Below are 21,624 nucleotides of genomic sequence, written 5' to 3'. Positions count from 1 at the left end.
ATCCCGCACAAAACAACAAATATTTTTTTTAGCGGCTGGCGGCTATTTCACCGTTATAATTTCGGTTCGTGATTACAACGGGAAATAACCTTTCGGATTTTACTTCAGGTTAACTGCGTTTTACGCAGCGCCATGAAATCGAGCAGCCCGCCAGTCAGGATCCCGGCAACCGCCAGCAGCGCGCCGGCATCCAGCAGAAGCGCTTCGAGAGGCAGTGCCAGAGAGGTGGTGGCATTAATAATGAGCACCACAAGCCACAGCACCAGGGCAAAGCAACCCGCCATTAACAGTCGTAACGCAAAACGGTAAGCGCGATGATATTCCGTGCGTGGCATAAAGTGTTCTGTTCGCTGGGTATATTCCAGCGTCTGGCGACAGACCAGTAACAATAAGAGTCCAGGCACTGCCGCTACCACGGAGAAGAGATAGAACGTTGGCCAGCCATGGGCTTCAACAAACCAGCCGGCAATCGGCCCGACATACACGCGACCAACGGCGGAAAGCGCCGAGAGCAGAGCGAACTGCGTCGCGGAAAACGATTTGTTGCACAGGGTCATCAGCAGGGCAACAAACGCCGCTGTCCCCATACCGCCGCACAGGTTTTCAAAAAACACCGCGGCGCCCATGCTGATCATATGCTTATCCGTCACCGACAGCAGCCAGTAACCGGCGTTCGATGCCCCCTGCAGGATGCCGAAGATCAGCAGTGCGCGAAAGAGCGTCAGACGCTGCATTAATACGCCGCCATACAGGGCCCCGACAATAGTCGCAAACAACCCGAGCGTTTTGTTCACTACGCCGACTTCGCCGGCATCAAACCCGACCCCGCGAATAAGGAAGGTGGTGGTCAGGCTCATCGCGAAGGCATCGCCGAGCTTATAAAGGACGATTAACAGCAGGATAAGCCAGGCGTTGTTGCGGCCAAAGAAGTCACGAAGAGGTTCGGCAACGGCCTGCTCCAGAGAACGTGGAACCGGGATCACATCGCTCGGTTCGGGGGCGAGCAGGGTGGCAATAATACAGGGGATCAACAGGGCGGCCATCAGGCAGTACATGCCCTGCCAGCCGAGATAACGGTCGGCCACCCACAGCGCCAGACCACCGGATACCAGCATCCCCAGACGATAGCCCAGCACGCTAATGGCTGCGCCGGCTCCCCGCTCTTCTGCAGGCAACACGTCCGTCTTCCAGGCATCAAAAACGATATCCTGCGAGGCAGAACAGAAGGCGATTACCACCGCAAGGGCGGCCATCCAGCGAAGCTGCGTCGTGGGTTCAAGAAAGCCCATCGCCGCGATTGCGAGCAGCAACAGGACCTGGGTCATCACTAACCAGCCGCGACGACGGCCCAGGAACGGCGGGGTATAACGGTCCATCACCGGCGACCACAGGAACTTAAAGACGTAAGCCTGGCCGACGAGGGAGAAGAAACCAATGGTTTTGAGATCGATATTCTCGACGGTCATCCAGGCCTGCAGCGTGCCGGAGGTGAGGGCGAGAGGTAAACCGGAGGCGAAACCAAGGATCAGCAGGATGGCTGATTTAGGTTGCTGGAAAATGCGTAAGTAATGACTCGACATGTTCATATAAAGCTGACCCGGTGAAACACCGGGTCAGGAAGCGGGATTAACGCGCGTTTTGCTTGATGAAGTCGTGGATGCTGGTGTCCTGCGCCATATCGGAAATGGTGTCAGTCAGCACGCTGTTAACCGCGTTAGCAATATTTTTGTTGGACGCCTGGAACGCGCCTTCAACAGAGTAGCTCGCACGGTAGTTTTTGGTCATCTTGTTGCCGTTCTTCGCGGTCGCGATGATGGCGATATCCGCTTTGGTGGAGATGTTGTAGCGAACGTTACCCTGGGACACGTCAGCGTACAGGTTGTTCACGATGATCTGCAGATCAACCGCACCGCTTGGGCCAATCATATAGCCGCGGGAAGTCATCTGTTTCTCAAGCACTTCCTGCAGCAGGAAGCGCAGGTCGCGTGAGGCGGTCAATGTTACCTGCTGGTTGTCGCGGGTCACTTTAGCCAGGGCTTGATCCTGACGCTGATCGGCACCGTTAATGCTCACGGTTACGCCCATCAGGCTAGGATCCTGCTGAGGCAGGGTAATCTTAGGGGAGACATCAATGGTTGTAGGCGGGGTAGCGCAGCCTGCCAGCATAAAAAGTGCTACCAACGGAAAGAAGAGTTTTTTTAACATTTTCAGGTTCTCAACGAATCGTAAGCATTACAGAGAAAAATTGCCGCCATCATAACATCGCTAACGGCCAGGGGAAGTGGTCAACGCATGTAAATTCATCGCCTTGTCCGAAAACTGACCAGCCCCGCCTTTTTCTCCACGCGCGAAGGTCAAAAGGTATGAGTCTCACAGTGAACTTCATTCGTCTGAATGAGAAAATAAGACGAAAGCTAAATATTTGTTGTCTTGTTGTAATGGAAACGGTAAAAGCGGCTAATATTTAAAGGGATGGGTGACATCCTGGCGTTGTCGGAGGAGTGATTTCATGATGATACGTGAACAGATAGAAGATAAATTAAGGGCAGCGTTCAACCCTGTGTTCCTCGAAGTCGTCGACGAAAGCTATCGTCATAACGTGCCGGCAGGTTCTGAAAGCCACTTTAAAGTGGTTCTGGTCAGCGATCGCTTCACGGGAGAACGTTTCCTGAACCGACATCGCTTGATCTACAGCACCTTGACGGAAGAACTCTCCACAACCGTACATGCGCTGGCATTGCACACCTATACCATTAAGGAATGGGAAGGCTTGCAGGATACGGTATTTGCATCGCCGCCGTGTCGCGGCGCAGGCACCATCGCCTGATAAATCGGATTTGCAACGGCTGGAGCTTTTCCAGTATGTTGCATACAGATTTCCTCAAAACGGCCTCCGGGCCGTTTTGTTTTGTCTGAGTTTTGAGCGGATGGAGCGTTTTTAAGGCTAAAAATAGCCTTAAAGTGTGAAAAAAGCCGCAGCAACATGCCCCAACCGTTCTCGACTCACCTAAGTGATGCCGCTATAATGCCGCGTCTTAATGAATGTCTTCGGGATGATTCTGGCGACAGGGAATGTGAATCTGCACTAAGAGAGCATCCCGGTATAACAGACAGATTCAGAGTTGACCGAGCACTGTGATTTTTTTGAGGTAACAAGATGCAAGTTTCAGTTGAAACCACTCAAGGCCTTGGCCGCCGTGTAACGATTACTATCGCTGCTGACAGCATCGAAACTGCTGTGAAAAGCGAGCTGGTCAACGTAGCAAAAAAAGTACGTATTGACGGCTTCCGTAAGGGCAAAGTACCGATGAATGTTGTTGCTCAGCGTTATGGCGCTTCCGTGCGTCAGGATGTGCTGGGTGAACTGATGAGCCGCAACTTTATTGATGCAATCATCAAAGAAAAAATTAATCCGGCCGGTGCGCCGAATTACGTTCCAGGCGAATACAAACAGGGCGAAGACTTCACCTACTCCGTAGAGTTCGAAGTGTACCCGGAAGTTGAGCTGAAAGGTCTGGAATCTATCGAAGTTGAAAAACCTGTTGTTTCCGTGACTGACGAAGACGTTGACGGCATGCTGGACACTCTGCGTAAGCAGCAGGCGAACTGGAAAGAGAAAGAAGGTGCTGTTGACGCGGAAGACCGTGTGACCATCGACTTCACCGGTTCTGTAGACGGCGAAGAGTTCGAAGGCGGCAAAGCGTCTGACTTCGTACTGGCAATGGGCCAGGGTCGTATGATCCCAGGCTTCGAAGACGGTATCAAAGGTCACAAAGCGGGCGAAGAGTTCACCATCGACGTGACCTTCCCGGAAGAGTACCACGCTGAAAACCTGAAAGGTAAAGCAGCGAAGTTCGTTATCAACCTGAAGAAAGTTGAAGAGCGCGAACTGCCTGAACTGACTGAAGAATTCATCAAGCGTTTCGGCGTGGAAGATGGTTCTGTAGCCGGTCTGCGTACCGAAGTGCGTAAAAACATGGAACGTGAGCTGAACGGCGCTGTACGTAACCGTGTGAAATCTCAGGCGATTGACGGTCTGGTAAAAGCGAACGAAATCGACGTTCCGGCTGCCCTGATTGACAGCGAAATCGACGTTCTGCGCCGTCAGGCTGCACAGCGTTTCGGTGGCAACCAGCAGCAAGCGATGGAACTGCCACGCGAGCTGTTCGAAGAGCAAGCTAAACGCCGCGTTGTTGTTGGCCTGCTGCTGGGCGAAGTGATTCGTACCCACGAGCTGAAAGCTGACGAAGAGCGTGTGAAAGGCCTGATCGAAGAGATGGCTTCTGCATACGAAGATCCATCAGAAGTGATCGAGTTCTACGGTAAGAACAAAGAGCTGATGGACAACATGCGCAATGTTGCACTGGAAGAGCAGGCTGTTGAAGCGGTACTGGCGAAAGCGAAAGTGACCGAAAAAGCGACCTCTTTCAACGAACTGATGAACCAGCAGGCGTAATTTCGCCCCCAGGGTTTAAAGTTTGAACAAAAAACCCGTTGCCTTCCGGCGACGGGTTTTTTTTATCACGGCTTTACCCCAGGAAGAGTGCTAAAACGCCCTTTCAGTGTTAGCGTAACAACAAAAGGTTGTTATGCTTGAAATAGGGCAGTATGAACCCCATAAGTGTGTAATCACGATGATTGAGACTGGCTGATAATCCGTCCGTAAGGTTACAATCAGTACAGCAGGTGTTTTCAATTTTGATCCAGGAGACGGAAATGTCATACAGTGGCGAACGAGATAACTTTGCACCCCATATGGCTCTGGTGCCAATGGTTATTGAACAGACCTCACGTGGTGAGCGTTCTTTTGATATCTATTCCCGTCTGCTCAAGGAGCGCGTTATCTTTTTGACCGGCCAGGTGGAAGACCACATGGCTAACCTGATCGTGGCGCAGATGCTGTTTCTGGAAGCGGAAAACCCGGAAAAAGACATTTACCTGTACATTAACTCCCCGGGCGGCGTGATCACGGCAGGTATGTCCATTTATGACACCATGCAATTCATCAAGCCAGATGTCAGCACTATCTGTATGGGTCAGGCTGCATCTATGGGTGCGTTCCTGTTAACCGCAGGGGCTAAAGGTAAGCGTTTCTGCCTGCCAAATTCCCGCGTGATGATTCACCAGCCGCTGGGGGGTTATCAGGGGCAGGCGACGGATATTGAAATCCACGCCCGCGAAATTCTGAAAGTAAAAGCGCGCATGAATGAACTTATGGCGCAGCATACGGGTCAATCTCTTGAGCAGATCGAGCGCGATACCGAGCGCGATCGTTTCCTCTCTGCCTCTGAGGCTGTTGAGTACGGCTTAGTCGACTCCGTTTTGACCCATCGTAATTGATGCCCGTGACGCGAGTGTGCCGCTATACTCAGGTAGGGCGGCATGTTGCTAAAAGCAGCTTGCGTCTGAAAATGGCATTTGCGTCGTCATGTGCGGCACAAAGAACTTAAAAAGAGGTTTGGACTCATGACAGATAAACGCAAAGATGGTTCGGGCAAACTGCTGTACTGCTCTTTTTGCGGCAAAAGCCAGCATGAAGTGCGTAAACTGATTGCCGGGCCGTCCGTGTATATCTGCGACGAATGTGTTGACTTATGTAACGACATTATTCGCGAAGAGATTAAAGAAGTAGCACCTCACCGCGAGCGCAGCGCGCTGCCAACGCCGCATGAAATTCGTCATCATCTTGACGACTATGTCATCGGTCAGGAGCAGGCGAAAAAAGTGCTCGCCGTGGCGGTATACAACCACTACAAACGCCTGCGTAACGGTGATACCAGCAATGGCGTAGAACTGGGTAAAAGTAATATTCTGCTGATCGGCCCAACCGGTTCCGGTAAAACGCTGCTGGCTGAAACGCTGGCGCGTCTGCTGGATGTTCCGTTCACAATGGCCGATGCCACCACCCTGACCGAAGCCGGTTATGTGGGTGAGGACGTAGAAAACATCATCCAGAAACTGCTGCAGAAATGCGATTACGATGTACAGAAAGCGCAGCGCGGGATTGTTTACATCGATGAGATCGACAAGATCTCCCGTAAATCTGACAACCCGTCCATCACCCGTGACGTATCGGGTGAGGGCGTGCAGCAGGCGCTGCTGAAGCTGATCGAAGGTACGGTTGCAGCCGTTCCACCGCAGGGTGGCCGTAAACATCCTCAGCAGGAGTTCCTGCAGGTTGATACGTCCAAGATCCTGTTCATCTGTGGTGGTGCGTTTGCCGGTCTGGATAAAGTGATCTCTCACCGTGTTGAAACCGGCTCCGGCATTGGTTTTGGCGCGACGGTGAAAGCCTCATCCGAAAAGCCGAACGAAGGCGAGCTGCTGTCACAGGTTGAGCCAGAAGACTTGATCAAGTTTGGTCTGATTCCTGAGTTCATTGGCCGTCTGCCTGTTGTGGCAACGCTGAACGAACTGAGTGAAGACGCGCTGATCCAGATCCTGAAAGAGCCGAAAAATGCGCTGACCAAGCAGTATCAGGCGCTGTTCAATCTGGAAGGCGTTGAGCTGGAATTCCGTGACGAAGCGCTGGACGCGATTGCCAAGAAAGCGATGATCCGTAAAACCGGTGCGCGTGGCCTGCGTTCTATCGTGGAAGCGGCGCTGCTTGACACCATGTACGATCTGCCGTCGATGGAAGATGTTGAGAAAGTGGTGATTGATGAGTCGGTCATTAGCGGCCAGACCAAGCCATTGCTGATTTATGGCAAGCCGGAAGCGCAACAGGCATCTGGCGAATAATTCACCAAATCATACAAGCAGTTAATCAAAAAGGGGGGATTTTATCTCCCCTTTTATTTTTCCGTATACGCGGCGTTGAATGTGTGGGAAACATCCCCATATACTGGATACATGTTAATGGTTATGTGAAGCACAGTGACATGACCAGTTTACCTGGCGGACACTAAACTAAGAGAGAGCTCTATGAATCCTGAGCGTTCTGAACGCATTGAAATCCCCGTATTGCCGTTGCGCGATGTGGTGGTTTATCCGCACATGGTCATACCCTTATTTGTAGGGCGGGAAAAATCTATCCGTTGCCTCGAAGCCGCCATGGATCATGATAAAAAAATCATGCTGGTGGCGCAGAAAGAAGCATCAACGGATGAGCCGGGTGTAAACGATCTTTTCACCGTCGGGACCGTGGCCTCTATTTTGCAGATGCTGAAGCTGCCTGACGGCACCGTTAAGGTGCTGGTAGAAGGCTTGCAGCGTGCGCGTATTACCACCCTGTCTGACGATGGCGAGCATTTCTCTGCCAAGGCAGAGTACCTTGAATCTCCTCAGCTGGATGAGCGCGAGCAGGAAGTGCTGGTGCGCACCGCGATTAGCCAGTTCGAAGGCTATATCAAGCTGAACAAGAAAATCCCACCAGAAGTGCTGACGTCGCTGAACAGCATCGACGATCCTGCGCGTCTGGCGGACACCATCGCTGCACACATGCCGCTGAAGCTGGCTGACAAACAGTCCGTTCTGGAGATGTCCGACGTTAACGAACGTCTGGAATATCTGATGGCGATGATGGAGTCTGAAATCGATCTGCTGCAGGTTGAGAAGCGTATTCGTAACCGCGTTAAAAAGCAGATGGAGAAATCTCAGCGTGAGTACTATCTGAATGAGCAAATGAAAGCCATTCAGAAAGAGCTCGGCGAGATGGATGACGCGCCGGACGAAAACGAAGCGCTGAAGCGTAAGATCGACGCGGCGAAAATGCCGAAAGAGGCCAAAGAGAAAACCGAAGCAGAACTGCAGAAGCTGAAAATGATGTCTCCAATGTCGGCTGAAGCGACCGTCGTGCGTGGCTATATCGAATGGATGGTTCAGGTTCCCTGGAATGCCCGCAGCAAGGTCAAAAAAGACCTGCGTCAGGCGCAGGAGATCCTGGATACCGACCACTACGGCCTTGAGCGCGTGAAAGACCGCATTCTTGAGTACCTCGCAGTCCAAAGCCGTGTGAACAAAATCAAAGGCCCGATTCTGTGCCTGGTGGGACCACCGGGGGTAGGGAAAACCTCTCTGGGTCAGTCCATCGCCAAAGCGACCGGCCGTAAGTATATCCGTATGGCGCTGGGTGGCGTACGCGATGAAGCGGAGATCCGAGGTCACCGTCGTACCTACATCGGTTCTATGCCGGGTAAACTGATCCAGAAGATGGCGAAAGTGGGCGTTAAAAACCCGCTGTTCCTGCTCGATGAGATCGACAAAATGTCTTCGGACATGCGTGGCGATCCGGCGTCTGCTTTGCTGGAAGTTCTTGATCCAGAACAGAACGTGGCGTTCAGCGATCACTACCTCGAAGTGGATTACGACCTGAGCGATGTCATGTTTGTCGCGACCTCGAACTCCATGAACATTCCGGCGCCGCTGCTGGACCGTATGGAAGTGATTCGTCTCTCCGGTTATACCGAAGACGAAAAACTGAACATTGCGAAACGGCACCTGCTGCCGAAGCAGATTGAGCGTAACGCGCTGAAAGCCAACGAGCTGACCGTTGAGGACAGCGCGATTATTGGCATCATCCGCTACTACACCCGTGAAGCGGGCGTGCGTAGCCTTGAGCGCGAAATCTCTAAACTGTGCCGTAAGGCGGTTAAACAGCTGCTGCTGGATAAGAGCCTGAAACACATCGTGATCAATGGCGACAACCTGCATGCCTATCTGGGCGTTCAGCGCTTTGACTATGGTCGCGCGGACAATGAAAACCGCGTGGGCCAGGTCACCGGTCTGGCATGGACGGAAGTGGGTGGCGATCTGCTGACCATTGAAACCGCCTGTGTCCCGGGTAAAGGCAAGCTGACCTACACCGGCTCTCTGGGTGAAGTGATGCAGGAGTCGATTCAGGCCGCGCTGACCGTGGTACGCGCGCGTGCGGAGAAATTGGGCATCAACCCTGATTTCTACGAGAAACGCGATATCCACGTGCACGTGCCTGAAGGGGCAACGCCGAAAGATGGCCCAAGCGCAGGTATTGCCATGTGTACCGCACTGGTTTCCTGCCTTACCGGCAACCCGGTGCGTGCCGATGTGGCAATGACCGGTGAGATCACGTTGCGTGGCCAGGTGCTGCCAATCGGTGGGTTAAAAGAAAAACTGCTGGCGGCACACCGTGGTGGGATCAAAACCGTATTGATCCCTTACGAAAATAAACGCGATCTGGAAGAGATTCCGGACAACGTGATTGCCGATCTGCAGATTCATCCTGTGAAGCGAATTGAGGAAGTTCTGACTCTCGCCCTGCAGAATGAACCTTCCGGAATGCAGGTTGTAACCGCAAAATAGTGACCTCGCGCAAAGAGCGTCAATAAAAGTAAGGCTGGTAAGTCATTTCGCACTTGCCAGCCTTTTTTTGTATAGCTAATTTAGATTGCTGATTAGGCCAGCCATCAACAACGGGTGTTGTAAGGTCATGGCAGGCCTGATATAACTGCTGCGCGGTCGCGTTGTGAAGGATTCAGGCGCGATATAAATTATAAAGAGAGGAAGAGAACAGTGAATAAATCTCAACTGATTGACAAAATTGCTGCTGGTGCTGATATTTCTAAAGCTGCAGCTGGACGTGCGTTAGATGCATTAATTGCTTCTGTTACTGAATCTCTGCAGGCTGGGGACGACGTTGCACTGGTAGGCTTCGGTACTTTTGCTGTTAAAGAGCGTGCTGCCCGTACTGGCCGCAACCCTCAGACCGGTAAAGAGATCACCATTGCTGCCGCTAAAGTGCCGGGTTTCCGTGCAGGTAAAGCGCTGAAAGACGCAGTAAACTGATTGCTTTCCCATCTCAGGGAAGCCGAATAGTACAAGGGCGCATCATTTGATGTGCCTTTTTTGTTTGTCCAGGCCTGATTTGTGCGAGTTTATGCGAGTTGTGGGCTGACAATCGCACCGTTTTCTTGTCACAATACGCCTTTACGCGCGACGGGCAGGATTTTCCGTTAGCGTCAGGTAACCAGTCACCTACAGCGGAGTGTTGTTACACCATGATGGACAGCTTACGCACGGCTGCTAACAGTCTCGTGCTCAAGATTATTTTCGGTATCATTATCGTGTCGTTCATATTGACCGGCGTGAGCAGTTACCTTATCGGCGGTGGCGCGAACTATGCCGCAAAAGTGAATGGCCAGGAGATCAGCCGCGGTCAGTTCGAGAATGCTTTTGCCGGTGAACGTAACCGTATGCAGCAACAGCTGGGCGACCAATTCTCTGAACTCGCGGCAAACGAAGGGTATATGAAATCCCTGCGCCAACAGACCCTGAACCGTCTGATCGACGAAGCGCTGCTGGATCAATACGCGAAAAAACTGGGCCTCGGCATCAGCGATGAGCAGGTTAAAAAAGCCATCTTATCGACTCAGGCATTCCAGTCTAACGGCAAATTCGACAATGCGCGTTACAACGGCATCATTAATCAGATGGGCATGACTGCCGATCAATACGCTCAGGCTCTGCGTAATCAACTGACAACCCAACAGCTTATCAATGCCGTTGTTGGCACTGATTTCATGCTCAAAGGTGAGACGGAAGAGCTGGCAGCCCTGGTTGCACAGCAGCGCGTGGTACGTGAAGCGACCATCGATGTGAATGCTCTGGCGGCGAAGCAGCAGGTTAGCGACGCGGACATTAACGCCTATTACGAGCAGAACAAGAATAACTTCGTTGCTCCAGAACAGTTCCGTGTGAGCTACATCAAGCTGGATGCTGCCGCGCTGCAGGAAACAGCCTCTGACGCGGAAATTCAGTCTTATTACGATCAGCATCAGGATCAATTCACTCAGCCGCAGCGTAACCGCTACAGCGTGATCCAGACCAAAACTGAGGCAGACGCCAAAGCCGTGCTGGATGAGCTGAATAAGGGTGCTGATTTCGCCTCCCTCGCGAAAGCGAAATCCACCGATATTATCTCTGCTAAAAACGGCGGTGATATGGGCTGGCTGGAAGAGAGCACCACGCCTGACGAACTGAAAAATGCCGGTCTGAAAGACAAAGGCCAGCTTTCGGGTGTCATTAAATCTTCCGTTGGTTTCCTGGTGGCGCGTCTGGATGACATCGAGGCCGCGAAAACCAAGCCGCTGGCTGACGTTCGCGATGATATCACAGCGAAAGTGAAGCAGGAAAAAGCGCTGGATGCATACTACGCGCTGCAACAGAAAGTCAGTGATGCTGCCAGCAACGACAACGAATCTCTGGCGGGTGCTGAGCAGGCTGCAGGGGTGAAAGCGGTTGAGACCGGCTGGTTCGGTCGTAACAACCTGCCGGAAGAGCTGAATTTCAAACCGGTTGCTGATGCCATCTTCAACGGTGGTCTGGTTGGCGAGAACGGCACGCCGGGCAGCAACTCTGACATCATTACCGTCGACGGCGATCGTGCGTTTGTTCTTCGCGTCAGCGAGCACAAACCAGAAGCGATTAAACCGCTGGCAGAAGTGAAAGATCAGGTGGTTGCTCAGGTTAAGCACAACAAAGCGGAACAGCAGGCAAAACTGGATGCTGAGAAGATTCTGGTTGACCTGAAAGCGGGTAAACAGGATGCGCTGAAAGCGGCAGGTCTGAGCTTCGGTGAGCCAAAAACGCTGAGCCGTACCGGTCAGGATCCTGTCAGTCAGGCAGCGTTCGGTCTGAGCCTGCCTGCGAAGGACAAACCAAGCTTCGGTACCACTACCGATATGCAGGGTAACGTCGTTCTGCTCGCGCTGGACGATGTGAAAGCAGGCACGATGCCTGAAGAGCAGAAGAAAGCGATGGTGCAGGGTATTACCCAGAACAATGCCCAGATTGCTTTCGAAGCGATGATGAGCAACCTGCGCACAGAAGCCAAAATCAAGCTCGGTGACGTGATGACTCAGCAGCAATAATTACGTATTTGCTCGCATATTTTCGTAACGCTCTGCAATAACTAAAGGCCGCTTTCGCGGCCTTTTCCATTTCTGCAATCTGCCGTTTGTGCCGGGTTATAACGCTGGATATTGTGGCCTGGCTGTCAACAAACAAGGAGATAACAGCATGAAATGTGGAATCAAGGCTCTGTTCATTACTCTGGCGATTGCCACCACCGGGATGAGCGCAGGTGCGCTGGCGACGACACCCGCGGCGAAAACACCGGCGGTGCAAACCAGGCCTGACGCAGCGGCACCCGCAGCTGGCCAGACGAAAGCCACGGATGCCGGAAAAAGCGCGGATGATGACGGTACGCGAGTCAGTATCAATTCGGCATCGGCAGAGGATCTCGCCCGGGTGATGAATGGCGTAGGGCTAAAAAAAGCGCAGGCGATAGTCAGCTATCGCGAAGAGTACGGTCCTTTCAAAACGGTTGACGATCTTAAGCAAGTACCCGGTATGGGCGGAGCGCTGGTTGAGCGCAACCTCTCACACCTGACGTTGTAATCACATAATTACTTGCACGGCGGCAAAATTTTGCCAGGATAAAGAGGTCATACCAGTCATGACCTCTTATCCTATAACAACAGTAAAGGCTATTGCGCTATGCAGACAAAAATCAAAGTACGCGGCTACCACATCGATGTTTACCAGCACGTCAACAACGCCCGTTATCTTGAGTTTCTTGAAGAAGCGCGCTGGGACGGTCTGGAAAGCAGCGAAAGCTTTCAGTGGATGACCGCGCACAACATCGCGTTCGTGGTCGTCAACATCAATATCAACTACCGTCGTCCGGCCGTGCTGGGAGATGTGCTGACCATCACCAGCCAGCTTCAACAGTTAAACGGCAAGAGCGGTGTGTTAACCCAGGCGGTGACGCTGGATCCTGAAGGCCAGGCCGTTGCCGACGCGCTGATCACCTTTGTCTGTATTGATCTGAAAACCCAGAAAGCGTTGCCGCTGGAAGGGGAGTTGCGGGAAAAACTGCAGTTGATGATCGTCTAGACGCGTTGTGTTCATGACCCGTGCTGTCGATATTCTGTTCGCCAGCACGGTCAAAAGAGGCTCATTTGAGCCCGGTTTTTTTCTTCATCGCCGACATCACGCCCGCTTTATCGGCCAGATAGTGATTCAGCCCGTTTGCGCGCAGATTACAGGCCGCACACTGGCCACAACCATCACCTTTAATGCCGTTGTAGCAGGTAAGGGTTTCGCTGCGAACCATGTCCAGTTTGCCCCAGTAGTCTGCCAGCGCCCAGGTTTCCGCTTTATCAAGCCACATCAGTGGCGTTTCAAAGCGCGTCTCTTTTGCCATCCCCAGATTTACGGCGTGGTTGAGAGCCTTCACGAACTCGTCACGGCAGTCAGGGTACCCGGAGAAGTCGGTTTCACACACACCCGTGATCACCGCTTCGGCTTTCACCTGGTAGGCGTAGATCGCCGTCAGCGTCAGGAAGAGAATGTTGCGGCCTGGCACAAAGGTGTTCGGAATGCCGCTGGCATCAGGTTCATAGTCAGGAACGGGAATACTGTCGCGGGTGAGGCTACTGACGGCCAGTTCATTTAACAGCGTAACGTCCAGCACCTTATGCGCGCGCGCGCCCAGTTTCAGCGCCAGTTCACGGGCGACGTCGATTTCAGCGCGATGTCGCTGACCATAATCGAAAGTGACACAGTGAACCTCATCGTACTGATGAAGCGCCTGAACCAGGCAGGTAGTGGAATCTTGTCCTCCGCTGAACACGACGACGGCACGTTTCATAAATCATCTCGACAGTTACGGTAAAAACATCATGTTACCGTCTGACTACGGCGACGACCAGCTTCTTCACGATTTGGGGGCCGGGAGCCAGGCTTCGGTGAAATCGAACCAGCCGCGGGTGTTAAGCCGTATGCCATTGACTCCCGGGGGCGCGCTGATTTGGTACTGGTAGTTAAACAACGGCGTCAGCACCGCGCTCTCCATGAGTTGGGTAAAAATAGCTTTCAGCCCGCGATGCCGGGCATGCTCGTCAGCCTGAGTCTGAACGGCATCCAGTGTCGCCTGCAGATGGGCATGTTGCGGCGCGCTCAGCAGGTGCGGCCATAGCGCATCGCAGCGAAGCCACTGCTCAAGGGTGTATTCCGGTGCTTCGCCAATCAGCCTGTCTCCCATCATGAGGTCCGCGTCGGCAAGATGCTGACATCCGTCCCACGTTTTGGCATCGTGAAAGATGACCGTTAACGCGCAGCCCTGGCGGGAAAGATACGCTTTTAGCTGACTCGCCATGGTATGTAACTCGACGGGCAGATGGTAAATCAGGGTCAGCGTCTCAGGCAAAGGGACATCCGTGAGATCCGGCCACTCAGGAATACGCCAGCCCGGCAGCAACTCCTGCGTTGGGGTGATAAGCCCCTCATCCAGAGGAAGAGTATGCAGAAGCGTTGAGAGATGAATGATGTTGATAAGGCGTCTTGCCTGCATTTCGCTAAGACGCGGGCTGCGCTTCAGCGTGAGGTAGCAAAACCCCAGGCTGATGCTGTTACTCACCAGCCGCAAACGGGTCAGTTCGTCAGGCTCCCCGATGGCGATTTGTACCGGATGCCGGCAGCTGGTTCCAAGACCCTGATCAAATAGCTGAGGGGTGATCCAGAACTCGATTGCCTTCAGTAGCGGGTGGTTAAGGTGATACTGCTCATGGCTTTCCAGACGAACCAGATCCGGCTTATACGCGGTGAGCCTGAAAGGTCCGCTGCCTGTCATCGGTTGTGCCGGGTGCGCCACACGGCTGCAATAGGTTGCCAGCCGATGCGCCAGCCAGTAGTCGGGCTTGTGTAAAATAAACGTCAGACACTGCGGATGGGTAACTTCAATGCGCAGCACGCTCTGAAAAAGCCTGTGCATGGCCGGGAGCGTCAACATCGCATTCAGACTCTCCTGTAACTGGGCCGTTTCGACTTTATCACCGTTATGCCAGTGAAGCGTGGAGCGAATATAAAAATGCCAGCGCAGTCCGTCCTCCGACACGTCCCAGTGATGGGCAAGATCGCCCGTCGGTTCGCTGCTGTTACCGTGAAAACGCGTCAGCCCGGAAAAGACCTGTCCTGCCAGATGCTGTTCCGCCCGACCGGGTAAAAAGCCGGGATGCAGTGGATCCAGCGAGCGGTAATAGGGAATGCGCAGCGTCGGCGTATCGTTTTGCCACTGGCCGCCTAAAAACGGATGAAGCAGTGACCGCAGCTCCTCCGGTGCCAGCTGGGCCAGCTCAAGCGCGTTATGCTGCTGCCCACGCTTCAGTGCCTCTTCCATCATCGCATTGCGCAGTGACTCCGGGGTGACGTGGAAAGTCAGCTCCCCACGCTTACCGCGGCCAGACTGCGCTCGCCAGCTAAGCCAGCCCGCCTCCTGCGCCTGACGCAGTAACGTACGGACATGCCGTTCGCTGCAAAAGCAGCGGGCGGCCAGCTCGCTGATGGTGGCCTGCTGCGTCGCGCCAGCGGAAGGCTGCCACAAACGGTGGTACTGGTTGAGTCGGTTAAGCTGGCGCATGAGAAACCCTGAACAATAATTATCATCTATTCACTATTACTTCCGTATATCTCACGCAATACTGATGCACAAGTTAACCGCATCACATTTCAGGAGTAATCATGGCTCGTCTCGCTGCGTTTGATATGGACGGTACGTTGTTAATGCCGGATCACCGTCTGGGTGAGAAAACCCTGAGTACCCTGAAGCGCCTGCACGAACGTGATGTCACCCTGACGTTTGCCACCGGCCGTCATGTGCTGGAGATGCGCCATTTGCTGGGGGCGTTTTCCCTGGATGCTTTTCTTATTACCGGCAATGGGACGCGCATTCACTCTGTCGAAGGCGATGTTCTCCACCGTCAGGATCTCAACCCGGAAGTGGCAGATATCGTATTGCACAGCACCTGGGACACCCGGGCCAGCGTTCATGTCTTTAACGATAACGGCTGGTTTACCGGGCATGACATTCCGGCATTGCTGCACGCCCATGTCTACAGTGGTTTCCGCTATCAGCTTATCGATCTGCGCCGTATTCCGGCTCACGCGGTGACGAAGATCTGTTTCTGCGGCGATCATGACGATCTTTGTCGCTTACGCATTCAGCTGAATGACGCGTTAGGCGACCGGGCGCACCTGACCTTTTCAGCGGTGGACTGTCTCGAGGTTTTGCCGGTTGGGTGTAATAAAGGATCGGCGCTGGCGGTACTGAGCGATCACTTGGGCTTAACGATGCAGGAATGTATGGCGTTTGGCGACGCCATGAACGACCGCGAAATGCTGGGCAGCGTTGGTCGCGGTCTGATCATGGGAAATGCGATGCCGCAGCTGAAGGCAGAGCTTCCCCATCTACCGGTTATCGGACACTGCGGTAACGAAGCAGTGTCTCATTTTTTGACGCATTGGCTGGACAACAACAACCTCCCATATTCCCCCGAATAGTGAGACCCTTCCAGCAAGCCAGACCCCGGTCTGGCTTTTTTTTATTTCACCAGCTGCGTAATCTGCGCTTTCCATGGCTCAATATCGCCGATGTTTGCCTGAACCCACTGCGCATTGTAATAGGTCTCAAGATAGCGCTCGCCGCTGTCGCAGAGCAGGGTGACGATAGAGCCGGTGCGCCCCTCTTCACGCATGCGAGCCGCAAGCTGCAGGGCTCCCCACATGTTGGTGCCGGTAGATGCACCGACTTTACGGCCAATCTGTGTCTCCAGCCAGTGCGCGGTTGCCACGCTGGCGGCATCCGCCACGCGGAGCATTTCATCCACCACGTCCGGAATGAATGAAGGCTCCACGCGCGGGCGGCCAATTCCTTCAATCTTACTGCCCACCGGGCTGCGCAGATCCGCATTGCGGCTTTGCCAGTAGTCCAGGAACACCGAGTTCTGCGGATCAACCACCATCAGCTGCGTATCATAGCCCTGACAGCGGATGTAACGCCCTAGGGTGGCTGAGGTGCCGCCAGTACCGGCGCTCATCACGATGTACGACGGAACAGGGTGAGGTTCGTGGGTCATCTGGCGGAAAATACTGTCGGCGATGTTGTTATTGCCGCGCCAGTCTGTGGCTCGCTCCGCAAAGGTGAACTGGTCCATATAGTGGCCATTCAGCTCACGGGCCAGCATTTCAGACGCGGCGTAAATTTCGCAGGCGCTTTCCACAAAGTGGCAGCGTCCACCGTAAAATTCGATCTGCTCAATTTTTCGTTTCGCGGTGCAGGAGGGCATCACGGCGATAAACGGCAGGCCCAGCAGGCGGGCAAAGTAGGCTTCGGATACGGCGGTTGAACCGGAGGAGGATTCAATAATCGTGGTTCCCTCCTTAATCCAGCCGTTACACAAACCGTATAAAAAGAGCGAACGCGCCAGGCGATGCTTCAGGCTACCGGTGGGATGGGTGCTTTCATCTTTCAGGTACAGCTGGATGCCAGCAAAACCCGGCAGAGCCAGGCGAATGAGATGGGTGTCCGCCGAGCGCTGATAGTCGGCATTGATTTCGCTGATGGCATGTTTAACCCAGGCGCTATTCATCGTATTTATCCGTTTGTCATTTTGTGCCCAGCATAGCGAAAAGCACAGAAAAAATTGTTGCTATATGCCCTTTGAAATAGAATGAAAGGAGAAAATTTTTCTCTGTGAGGTGGGTATGCTAGATAAAATAGACCGTAAGCTGCTTTCTTTACTGCAAAGTGACTGTACCCTCTCTTTGCAGGCACTGGCAGATGCCGTTAATCTGACCACCACGCCGTGCTGGAAGCGCCTCAAGAAGCTTGAAGATGACGGCATCCTTCTGGGGCGAGTCGCACTTGTAGATCCCGAAAAACTGGGGCTTGGGTTGACGGCATTTGTCCTGATAAAAACCCAACATCACAGCAGCGAGTGGTACAGCCGCTTCGTAACACAGGTCTCCGAGATGCCGGAGGTGCTCGGTTTCTGGCGCATGGCGGGAGAGTATGACTATCTGATGCGCGTCCAGGTGGCAGACATGAAGCGTTATGATGATTTTTACAAGCGGCTGGTGAACAGCGTACCGGGCTTGTCGGACGTCACCTCGAGCTTCGCCATGGAACAGATTAAATACACCACAGCACTACCCATTGATTAATTGAATAACTTCCCGGCGTAGCCGGATCCATACCTTCAGGAACAAACCGCGTGCGATTATTTGCCCAATTAAGCTGGTACTTTCGTCGGGAGTGGCAACGCTACCTCGGCGCTGTGGCCCTGCTTATTATCATTGCCATCCTGCAGTTAATTCCACCGAAAGTGGTGGGATACGTAGTGGATGGCGTTACAGAACAGCATTACACCACCGCACGGGTGTTAATGTGGGTCGGCACGCTGGTGCTGACGGCCATCATTGTCTATCTGCTGCGCTACGTCTGGCGGGTACTGCTGTTTGGCGCGTCCTATCAGCTGGCCGTCGAACTGCGTGAAGATTTTTATCGTCAGCTGAGCCGCCAGCATCCCGAGTTCTACCTGCGTCATCGCACCGGGGATCTTATCGCTCGCGCCACCAATGACGTTGACCGCGTCGTGTTTGCCGCCGGGGAAGGGGTGTTAACGCTGGTGGACTCTCTGGTGATGGGCTGTGCGGTTCTGATTGTGATGTCCACCCAGATAAGCTGGCAGCTCACGCTGCTGGCGTTGCTGCCTATGCCGCTGATGGCGCTGGCGATCAACCGCTATGGCGAACAGCTTCATGAGCGCTTCAAGCTGGCGCAGGCGGCGTTTTCCTCGCTGAATGACCGTACGCAGGAGAGCATGACCAGCATCCGCATGATCAAAGCGTTTGGCCTGGAAGATCGACAATCCGCGCTGTTTGCAGCCGATGCCGCCGACACGGGGGCGAAGAACATGCGCGTTGCGCGTATCGATGCGCGGTTTGACCCGACAATCTATGTCGCGATTGGCATGGCAAACCTGCTGGCCATTGGTGGCGGGAGCTGGATGGTGGTGCAGGGCTCGCTAACCCTCGGGCAATTGACCAGCTTTGCCATGTACCTGGGGCTGATGATATGGCCGATGCTGGCACTGGCCTGGATGTTTAACATCGTAGAGCGCGGCAGCGCCGCCTACAGCCGTATTCGCGCGATGCTTGCCGAAGCGCCAGTGGTGAATGACGGTAGCGAATCGGTACCGGAAGGGCGCGGCGTGATGAATGTCGACGTCCGTAAGTTTGTGTATCCGCAAACGGAACATACGGTACTGGAGAACGTCAGCTTTACGCTCAAACCGGGTCAGATGCTCGGTATCTGCGGTCCGACAGGCGCCGGGAAAAGTACCGTACTCTCCCTGATTCAACGTCACTTTGACGTCACGCAGGGCGATATTCGCTTCCATGATATTCCGTTGACGAACCTGCTGCTCGATGACTGGCGCGGTCGTCTGGCGGTGGTCAGCCAGACGCCGTTTCTCTTTTCTGACACCGTGGCGAATAATATTGCCCTCGGACGCCCGGCGGCGACTCAGGAAGAGATTGAGCACGTCGCGCGCCTGGCCAGCGTCCATGACGATATTCTGCGTCTGCCACAGGGCTATGAAACGGAAGTGGGTGAGCGTGGCGTTATGCTTTCCGGCGGGCAAAAACAGCGTCTCTCGATTGCCCGCGCGCTGCTGCTGAATGCCGAAATCCTGATCCTTGATGATGCGCTCTCCGCCGTCGATGGCCGCACCGAGCACCAGATCCTGCATAACCTGCGACAGTGGGGGGATGGAAGGACGGTGATCATCAGTGCACACCGGTTGTCGGCGCTGACGGAAGCCAATGAAATTCTGGTATTACAGCACGGGCACATTGCCCAGCGCGGACAGCATGAACAGCTTGCGGAGCAACCGGGCTGGTATCGCGATATGTATCGTTATCAGCAGCTTGAAGCGGCGCTGGACGACGCCCCGGAACAGGATGAGGAGAACGCTAATGCGTAAGACCGTGACGCAGTGGCCGACGCTAAAACGCCTGCTGGCCTATGGTTCTCCGTGGCGAAAACCGCTTTCACTTGCCGTGCTGTTGCTGTGGATTGCCGCGATTGCAGAAGTGAGCGGTCCGCTGCTCATCAGCTACTTTATCGACAATATGGTGGCGAAAAGCTATTTGCCGCTGGGGCTCGTCGCGGGGTTAGGTGTGGCCTACGTTGGGCTACAGCTGACTGCGGCGTCACTGCATTACGCCCAGTCTCTGCTCTTTAACCGGGCGGCCGTGGGCGTGGTGCAGAAGCTACGTACGGATGTGATGGATGCGGCGCTGCGCCAGCCGTTGAGCGAGTTTGATACCCAGCCGGTTGGGCAGGTGATATCCCGGGTGACCAACGATACCGAGGTGATCCGCGATCTGTATGTCACCGTCGTGGCAACCGTGCTGCGCAGCGCGGCGCTGATTGGCGCCATGCTGGTGGCGATGTTCAGCCTCAACTGGCGTATGGCTTTGGTGGCGATCACCATCTTCCCGGCCGTATTGATTGTAATGGTCATCTATCAACGCTACAGCACGCCGATTGTGCGTCGGGTGCGCGCCTATCTGGCCGATATCAACGATGGCTTCAACGAAGTGATCAACGGCATGAGCGTCATTCAGCAGTTCCGCCAGCAGGCTCGCTTTGGTGAACGCATGGGGGAAGCCAGCCGGTCGCACTATATGGCGCGTATGCAAACGCTGCGACTGGACGGTTTCCTGCTACGTCCACTGCTGAGCCTCTTCTCGGCGCTGGTTCTCTGTGGCCTGCTGATGCTTTTCGGGATGAGCGCGAACGGAACAATTGAAGTTGGGGTTCTGTACGCTTTTATCAGCTATCTGGGACGCCTTAATGAGCCGTTGATAGAACTCACCACCCAGCAGTCTATGTTGCAACAGGCCGTGGTGGCGGGGGAGCGCGTGTTCGAACTGATGGACCGGCCACGTCAGACCTACGGTGATGATGAGCGTCCTTTGCAAAGCGGAGAGATTACGTTTGATAAGGTCTCGTTTGCTTATCGTGAAGACCGTCTGGTGTTGCAGGACATCTCTCTTGATGTGCCGTCGCGCGGCTTTGTGGCGCTGGTGGGGCATACCGGCAGCGGCAAAAGTACACTCGCCAGCCTGTTGATGGGCTATTACCCGGTCAGTCAGGGTGAAATCCGCATTGATGGTCGTCCGCTCGCATCACTGAGCCACAATGTGTTGCGCAAAGGCGTTGCAATGGTGCAGCAAGACCCGGTAGTCATGGCCGATACCTTTTACGCCAACGTCACTCTCGGTCGGGACTATACCCAGCAACAGGTGTGGGATGTGCTGGAAACCGTGCAGCTGGCAGAGCTGGCGCGCGGCTTTAGCGATGGGATCAATACCCGGCTTGGTGAGCAGGGGAATAACCTCTCGGTGGGACAAAAGCAGCTTCTGGCCCTGGCGCGGGTGCTGATTGAAACGCCGCAGGTGCTGATACTCGACGAAGCGACCGCCAGCATCGACTCTGGTACTGAGCAGGCTATCCAGCTGGCGCTGGCCGCGGTGCGTGACCACACGACGCTGGTGGTTATCGCACACCGTCTTTCAACGATTGTCGACGCAGACACCATCCTGGTGCTGCATCGCGGTCAGGCCGTCGAACGCGGTACGCACCGGGAGCTGCTCGAAGCAAAAGGGCGCTACTGGCAGATGTATCAGCTGCAGCTGGCCGGTGAAGAGCTGGCCGCCAGCGTGCGTGAGGACGAATCCCTCAGCGCCTGATGCACCAAAACAAGGCAGTGCGCTAACAGTCATTACTGTTGGTGCAAA

General features: G+C 54.2%; 18 protein-coding genes. 13 read left to right on the top strand and 5 right to left on the bottom strand.

Features of this window, described 5'->3' with window-relative positions; all coding sequences use genetic code 11:
* Positions 1-104: 104 nt before the first annotated feature.
* The gene (gene ampG / locus L466_RS03765; RefSeq protein WP_032682048.1) at positions 105-1,580 is read right to left on the bottom strand and encodes a muropeptide MFS transporter AmpG; all 1,476 of its coding nucleotides are present in this window, start codon (positions 1,578-1,580) and stop codon (positions 105-107) included.
* A 46-nt stretch (positions 1,581-1,626) separates the two neighbouring features.
* Positions 1,627-2,205: a lipoprotein gene (locus tag L466_RS03770; RefSeq protein WP_014168866.1), complete on the bottom strand. Its 579-nt coding sequence runs from the start codon at positions 2,203-2,205 to the stop codon at positions 1,627-1,629.
* A gap of 304 nt (positions 2,206-2,509) precedes the next feature.
* Between L466_RS03770 and bolA the strand changes: the two genes are divergently transcribed.
* The 9 genes from bolA to L466_RS03815 all read left to right on the top strand — a co-directional run bounded on the left by bolA (position 2,510) and on the right by L466_RS03815 (position 12,873).
* On the top strand, positions 2,510-2,827 hold the full coding sequence (bolA, locus tag L466_RS03775; RefSeq protein ID WP_013095855.1) for a transcriptional regulator BolA: 318 nt from the start codon (positions 2,510-2,512) through the stop codon (positions 2,825-2,827).
* 330 nt (positions 2,828-3,157) lie between these two features.
* Complete coding sequence (gene tig, locus L466_RS03780) at positions 3,158-4,456, top strand: trigger factor (protein ID WP_014168868.1); 1,299 nt, start codon at positions 3,158-3,160, stop codon at positions 4,454-4,456.
* Positions 4,457-4,716: 260 nt separating this feature from the next.
* Entirely contained in the window at positions 4,717-5,340 is a 624-nt protein-coding gene (gene clpP, locus L466_RS03785; protein WP_020885210.1) for an ATP-dependent Clp endopeptidase proteolytic subunit ClpP, read from the top strand.
* 126 nt (positions 5,341-5,466) lie between these two features.
* A complete protein-coding gene (gene clpX / locus L466_RS03790; protein ID WP_020885209.1) occupies positions 5,467-6,741 on the top strand; it encodes an ATP-dependent protease ATP-binding subunit ClpX in 1,275 nt (424 codons plus the stop codon).
* Between the two features lie 183 nt (positions 6,742-6,924).
* Positions 6,925-9,279 carry an endopeptidase La gene (gene lon / locus L466_RS03795; protein WP_032681560.1) on the top strand — a complete coding sequence of 785 codons (2,355 nt, stop codon included), beginning with the start codon at positions 6,925-6,927 and terminating at the stop codon, positions 9,277-9,279.
* Positions 9,280-9,489: 210 nt separating this feature from the next.
* Entirely contained in the window at positions 9,490-9,762 is a 273-nt protein-coding gene (gene hupB, locus L466_RS03800) for a nucleoid-associated protein HU-beta (protein WP_002444653.1), read from the top strand.
* Positions 9,763-9,974: 212 nt separating this feature from the next.
* Positions 9,975-11,846, top strand: a complete 1,872-nt coding sequence (gene ppiD / locus L466_RS03805; RefSeq protein WP_032681559.1) for a peptidylprolyl isomerase — start codon at positions 9,975-9,977, stop codon at positions 11,844-11,846.
* Positions 11,847-11,994: 148 nt separating this feature from the next.
* The gene (locus L466_RS03810; protein ID WP_032681557.1) at positions 11,995-12,375 is read left to right on the top strand and encodes a helix-hairpin-helix domain-containing protein; all 381 of its coding nucleotides are present in this window, start codon (positions 11,995-11,997) and stop codon (positions 12,373-12,375) included.
* Positions 12,376-12,474: 99 nt separating this feature from the next.
* Positions 12,475-12,873, top strand: a complete 399-nt coding sequence (locus tag L466_RS03815; RefSeq protein WP_014168875.1) for a YbgC/FadM family acyl-CoA thioesterase — start codon at positions 12,475-12,477, stop codon at positions 12,871-12,873.
* A 61-nt stretch (positions 12,874-12,934) separates the two neighbouring features.
* On the opposite strand, the gene queC is transcribed toward L466_RS03815, so the two are convergent.
* Positions 12,935-13,630 carry a 7-cyano-7-deazaguanine synthase QueC gene (gene queC / locus L466_RS03820; RefSeq protein ID WP_014168876.1) on the bottom strand — a complete coding sequence of 232 codons (696 nt, stop codon included), beginning with the start codon at positions 13,628-13,630 and terminating at the stop codon, positions 12,935-12,937.
* Positions 13,631-13,696: 66 nt separating this feature from the next.
* Positions 13,697-15,397, bottom strand: a complete 1,701-nt coding sequence (locus tag L466_RS03825) for an SgrR family transcriptional regulator (RefSeq protein ID WP_032681556.1) — start codon at positions 15,395-15,397, stop codon at positions 13,697-13,699.
* Positions 15,398-15,498: 101 nt separating this feature from the next.
* Between L466_RS03825 and cof the strand changes: the two genes are divergently transcribed.
* Positions 15,499-16,317, top strand: a complete 819-nt coding sequence (cof, locus tag L466_RS03830; protein ID WP_014168878.1) for an HMP-PP phosphatase — start codon at positions 15,499-15,501, stop codon at positions 16,315-16,317.
* A 41-nt stretch (positions 16,318-16,358) separates the two neighbouring features.
* On the opposite strand, the gene L466_RS03835 is transcribed toward cof, so the two are convergent.
* Positions 16,359-17,405, bottom strand: coding sequence for a PLP-dependent cysteine synthase family protein (locus tag L466_RS03835; protein ID WP_032681555.1), 1,047 nt, complete (start codon positions 17,403-17,405; stop codon positions 16,359-16,361).
* Between the two features lie 115 nt (positions 17,406-17,520).
* Here L466_RS03835 and L466_RS03840 point away from each other — a divergent pair, with 115 nt between their 5' ends.
* From L466_RS03840 to L466_RS03850, 3 genes are read left to right on the top strand one after another with little or no spacing between them, the layout of a single operon-like run.
* Complete coding sequence (locus tag L466_RS03840; protein ID WP_032681554.1) at positions 17,521-17,979, top strand: Lrp/AsnC family transcriptional regulator; 459 nt, start codon at positions 17,521-17,523, stop codon at positions 17,977-17,979.
* A gap of 50 nt (positions 17,980-18,029) precedes the next feature.
* A complete protein-coding gene (locus L466_RS03845) occupies positions 18,030-19,802 on the top strand; it encodes a SmdA family multidrug ABC transporter permease/ATP-binding protein (protein WP_032681552.1) in 1,773 nt (590 codons plus the stop codon).
* Positions 19,795-21,576 carry a SmdB family multidrug efflux ABC transporter permease/ATP-binding protein gene (locus L466_RS03850; RefSeq protein WP_020885202.1) on the top strand — a complete coding sequence of 594 codons (1,782 nt, stop codon included), beginning with the start codon at positions 19,795-19,797 and terminating at the stop codon, positions 21,574-21,576. The genes L466_RS03845 and L466_RS03850 overlap by 8 nt, the downstream gene beginning before the upstream one ends.
* The last annotated feature ends 48 nt before the right edge of the window (positions 21,577-21,624 follow it).

Source organism: Enterobacter sp. BIDMC 30, from assembly GCF_000534355.1.
GTDB classification, from domain to species: domain Bacteria; phylum Pseudomonadota; class Gammaproteobacteria; order Enterobacterales; family Enterobacteriaceae; genus Enterobacter; species Enterobacter ludwigii.
The sequence above is the reverse complement of the archived record's forward strand: the minus strand, read 5'-3'. Positions and strand labels throughout refer to the sequence as shown.

Bases quoted from the DNA above. Each gene is read 5' to 3' on its own strand.
- cof (WP_014168878.1), top strand. From the start codon at position 15,499: ATGGCTCGTCTCGCTGCGTTTGATATGGACGGTACGTTGTTAATGCCG.
- bolA (WP_013095855.1), top strand. From the start codon at position 2,510: ATGATGATACGTGAACAGATAGAAGATAAATTAAGGGCAGCGTTCAAC.
- L466_RS03810 (WP_032681557.1), top strand. From the start codon at position 11,995: ATGAAATGTGGAATCAAGGCTCTGTTCATTACTCTGGCGATTGCCACC.
- lon (WP_032681560.1), top strand. From the start codon at position 6,925: ATGAATCCTGAGCGTTCTGAACGCATTGAAATCCCCGTATTGCCGTTG.
- L466_RS03850 (WP_020885202.1), top strand. From the start codon at position 19,795: ATGCGTAAGACCGTGACGCAGTGGCCGACGCTAAAACGCCTGCTGGCC.
- L466_RS03815 (WP_014168875.1), top strand. From the start codon at position 12,475: ATGCAGACAAAAATCAAAGTACGCGGCTACCACATCGATGTTTACCAG.
- L466_RS03770 (WP_014168866.1), bottom strand. From the start codon at position 2,205: ATGTTAAAAAAACTCTTCTTTCCGTTGGTAGCACTTTTTATGCTGGCA.
- clpX (WP_020885209.1), top strand. From the start codon at position 5,467: ATGACAGATAAACGCAAAGATGGTTCGGGCAAACTGCTGTACTGCTCT.
- L466_RS03840 (WP_032681554.1), top strand. From the start codon at position 17,521: ATGCTAGATAAAATAGACCGTAAGCTGCTTTCTTTACTGCAAAGTGAC.
- tig (WP_014168868.1), top strand. From the start codon at position 3,158: ATGCAAGTTTCAGTTGAAACCACTCAAGGCCTTGGCCGCCGTGTAACG.
- clpP (WP_020885210.1), top strand. From the start codon at position 4,717: ATGTCATACAGTGGCGAACGAGATAACTTTGCACCCCATATGGCTCTG.
- ppiD (WP_032681559.1), top strand. From the start codon at position 9,975: ATGATGGACAGCTTACGCACGGCTGCTAACAGTCTCGTGCTCAAGATT.
- queC (WP_014168876.1), bottom strand. From the start codon at position 13,630: ATGAAACGTGCCGTCGTCGTGTTCAGCGGAGGACAAGATTCCACTACC.
- L466_RS03825 (WP_032681556.1), bottom strand. From the start codon at position 15,397: ATGCGCCAGCTTAACCGACTCAACCAGTACCACCGTTTGTGGCAGCCT.
- L466_RS03835 (WP_032681555.1), bottom strand. From the start codon at position 17,405: ATGAATAGCGCCTGGGTTAAACATGCCATCAGCGAAATCAATGCCGAC.
- ampG (WP_032682048.1), bottom strand. From the start codon at position 1,580: ATGTCGAGTCATTACTTACGCATTTTCCAGCAACCTAAATCAGCCATC.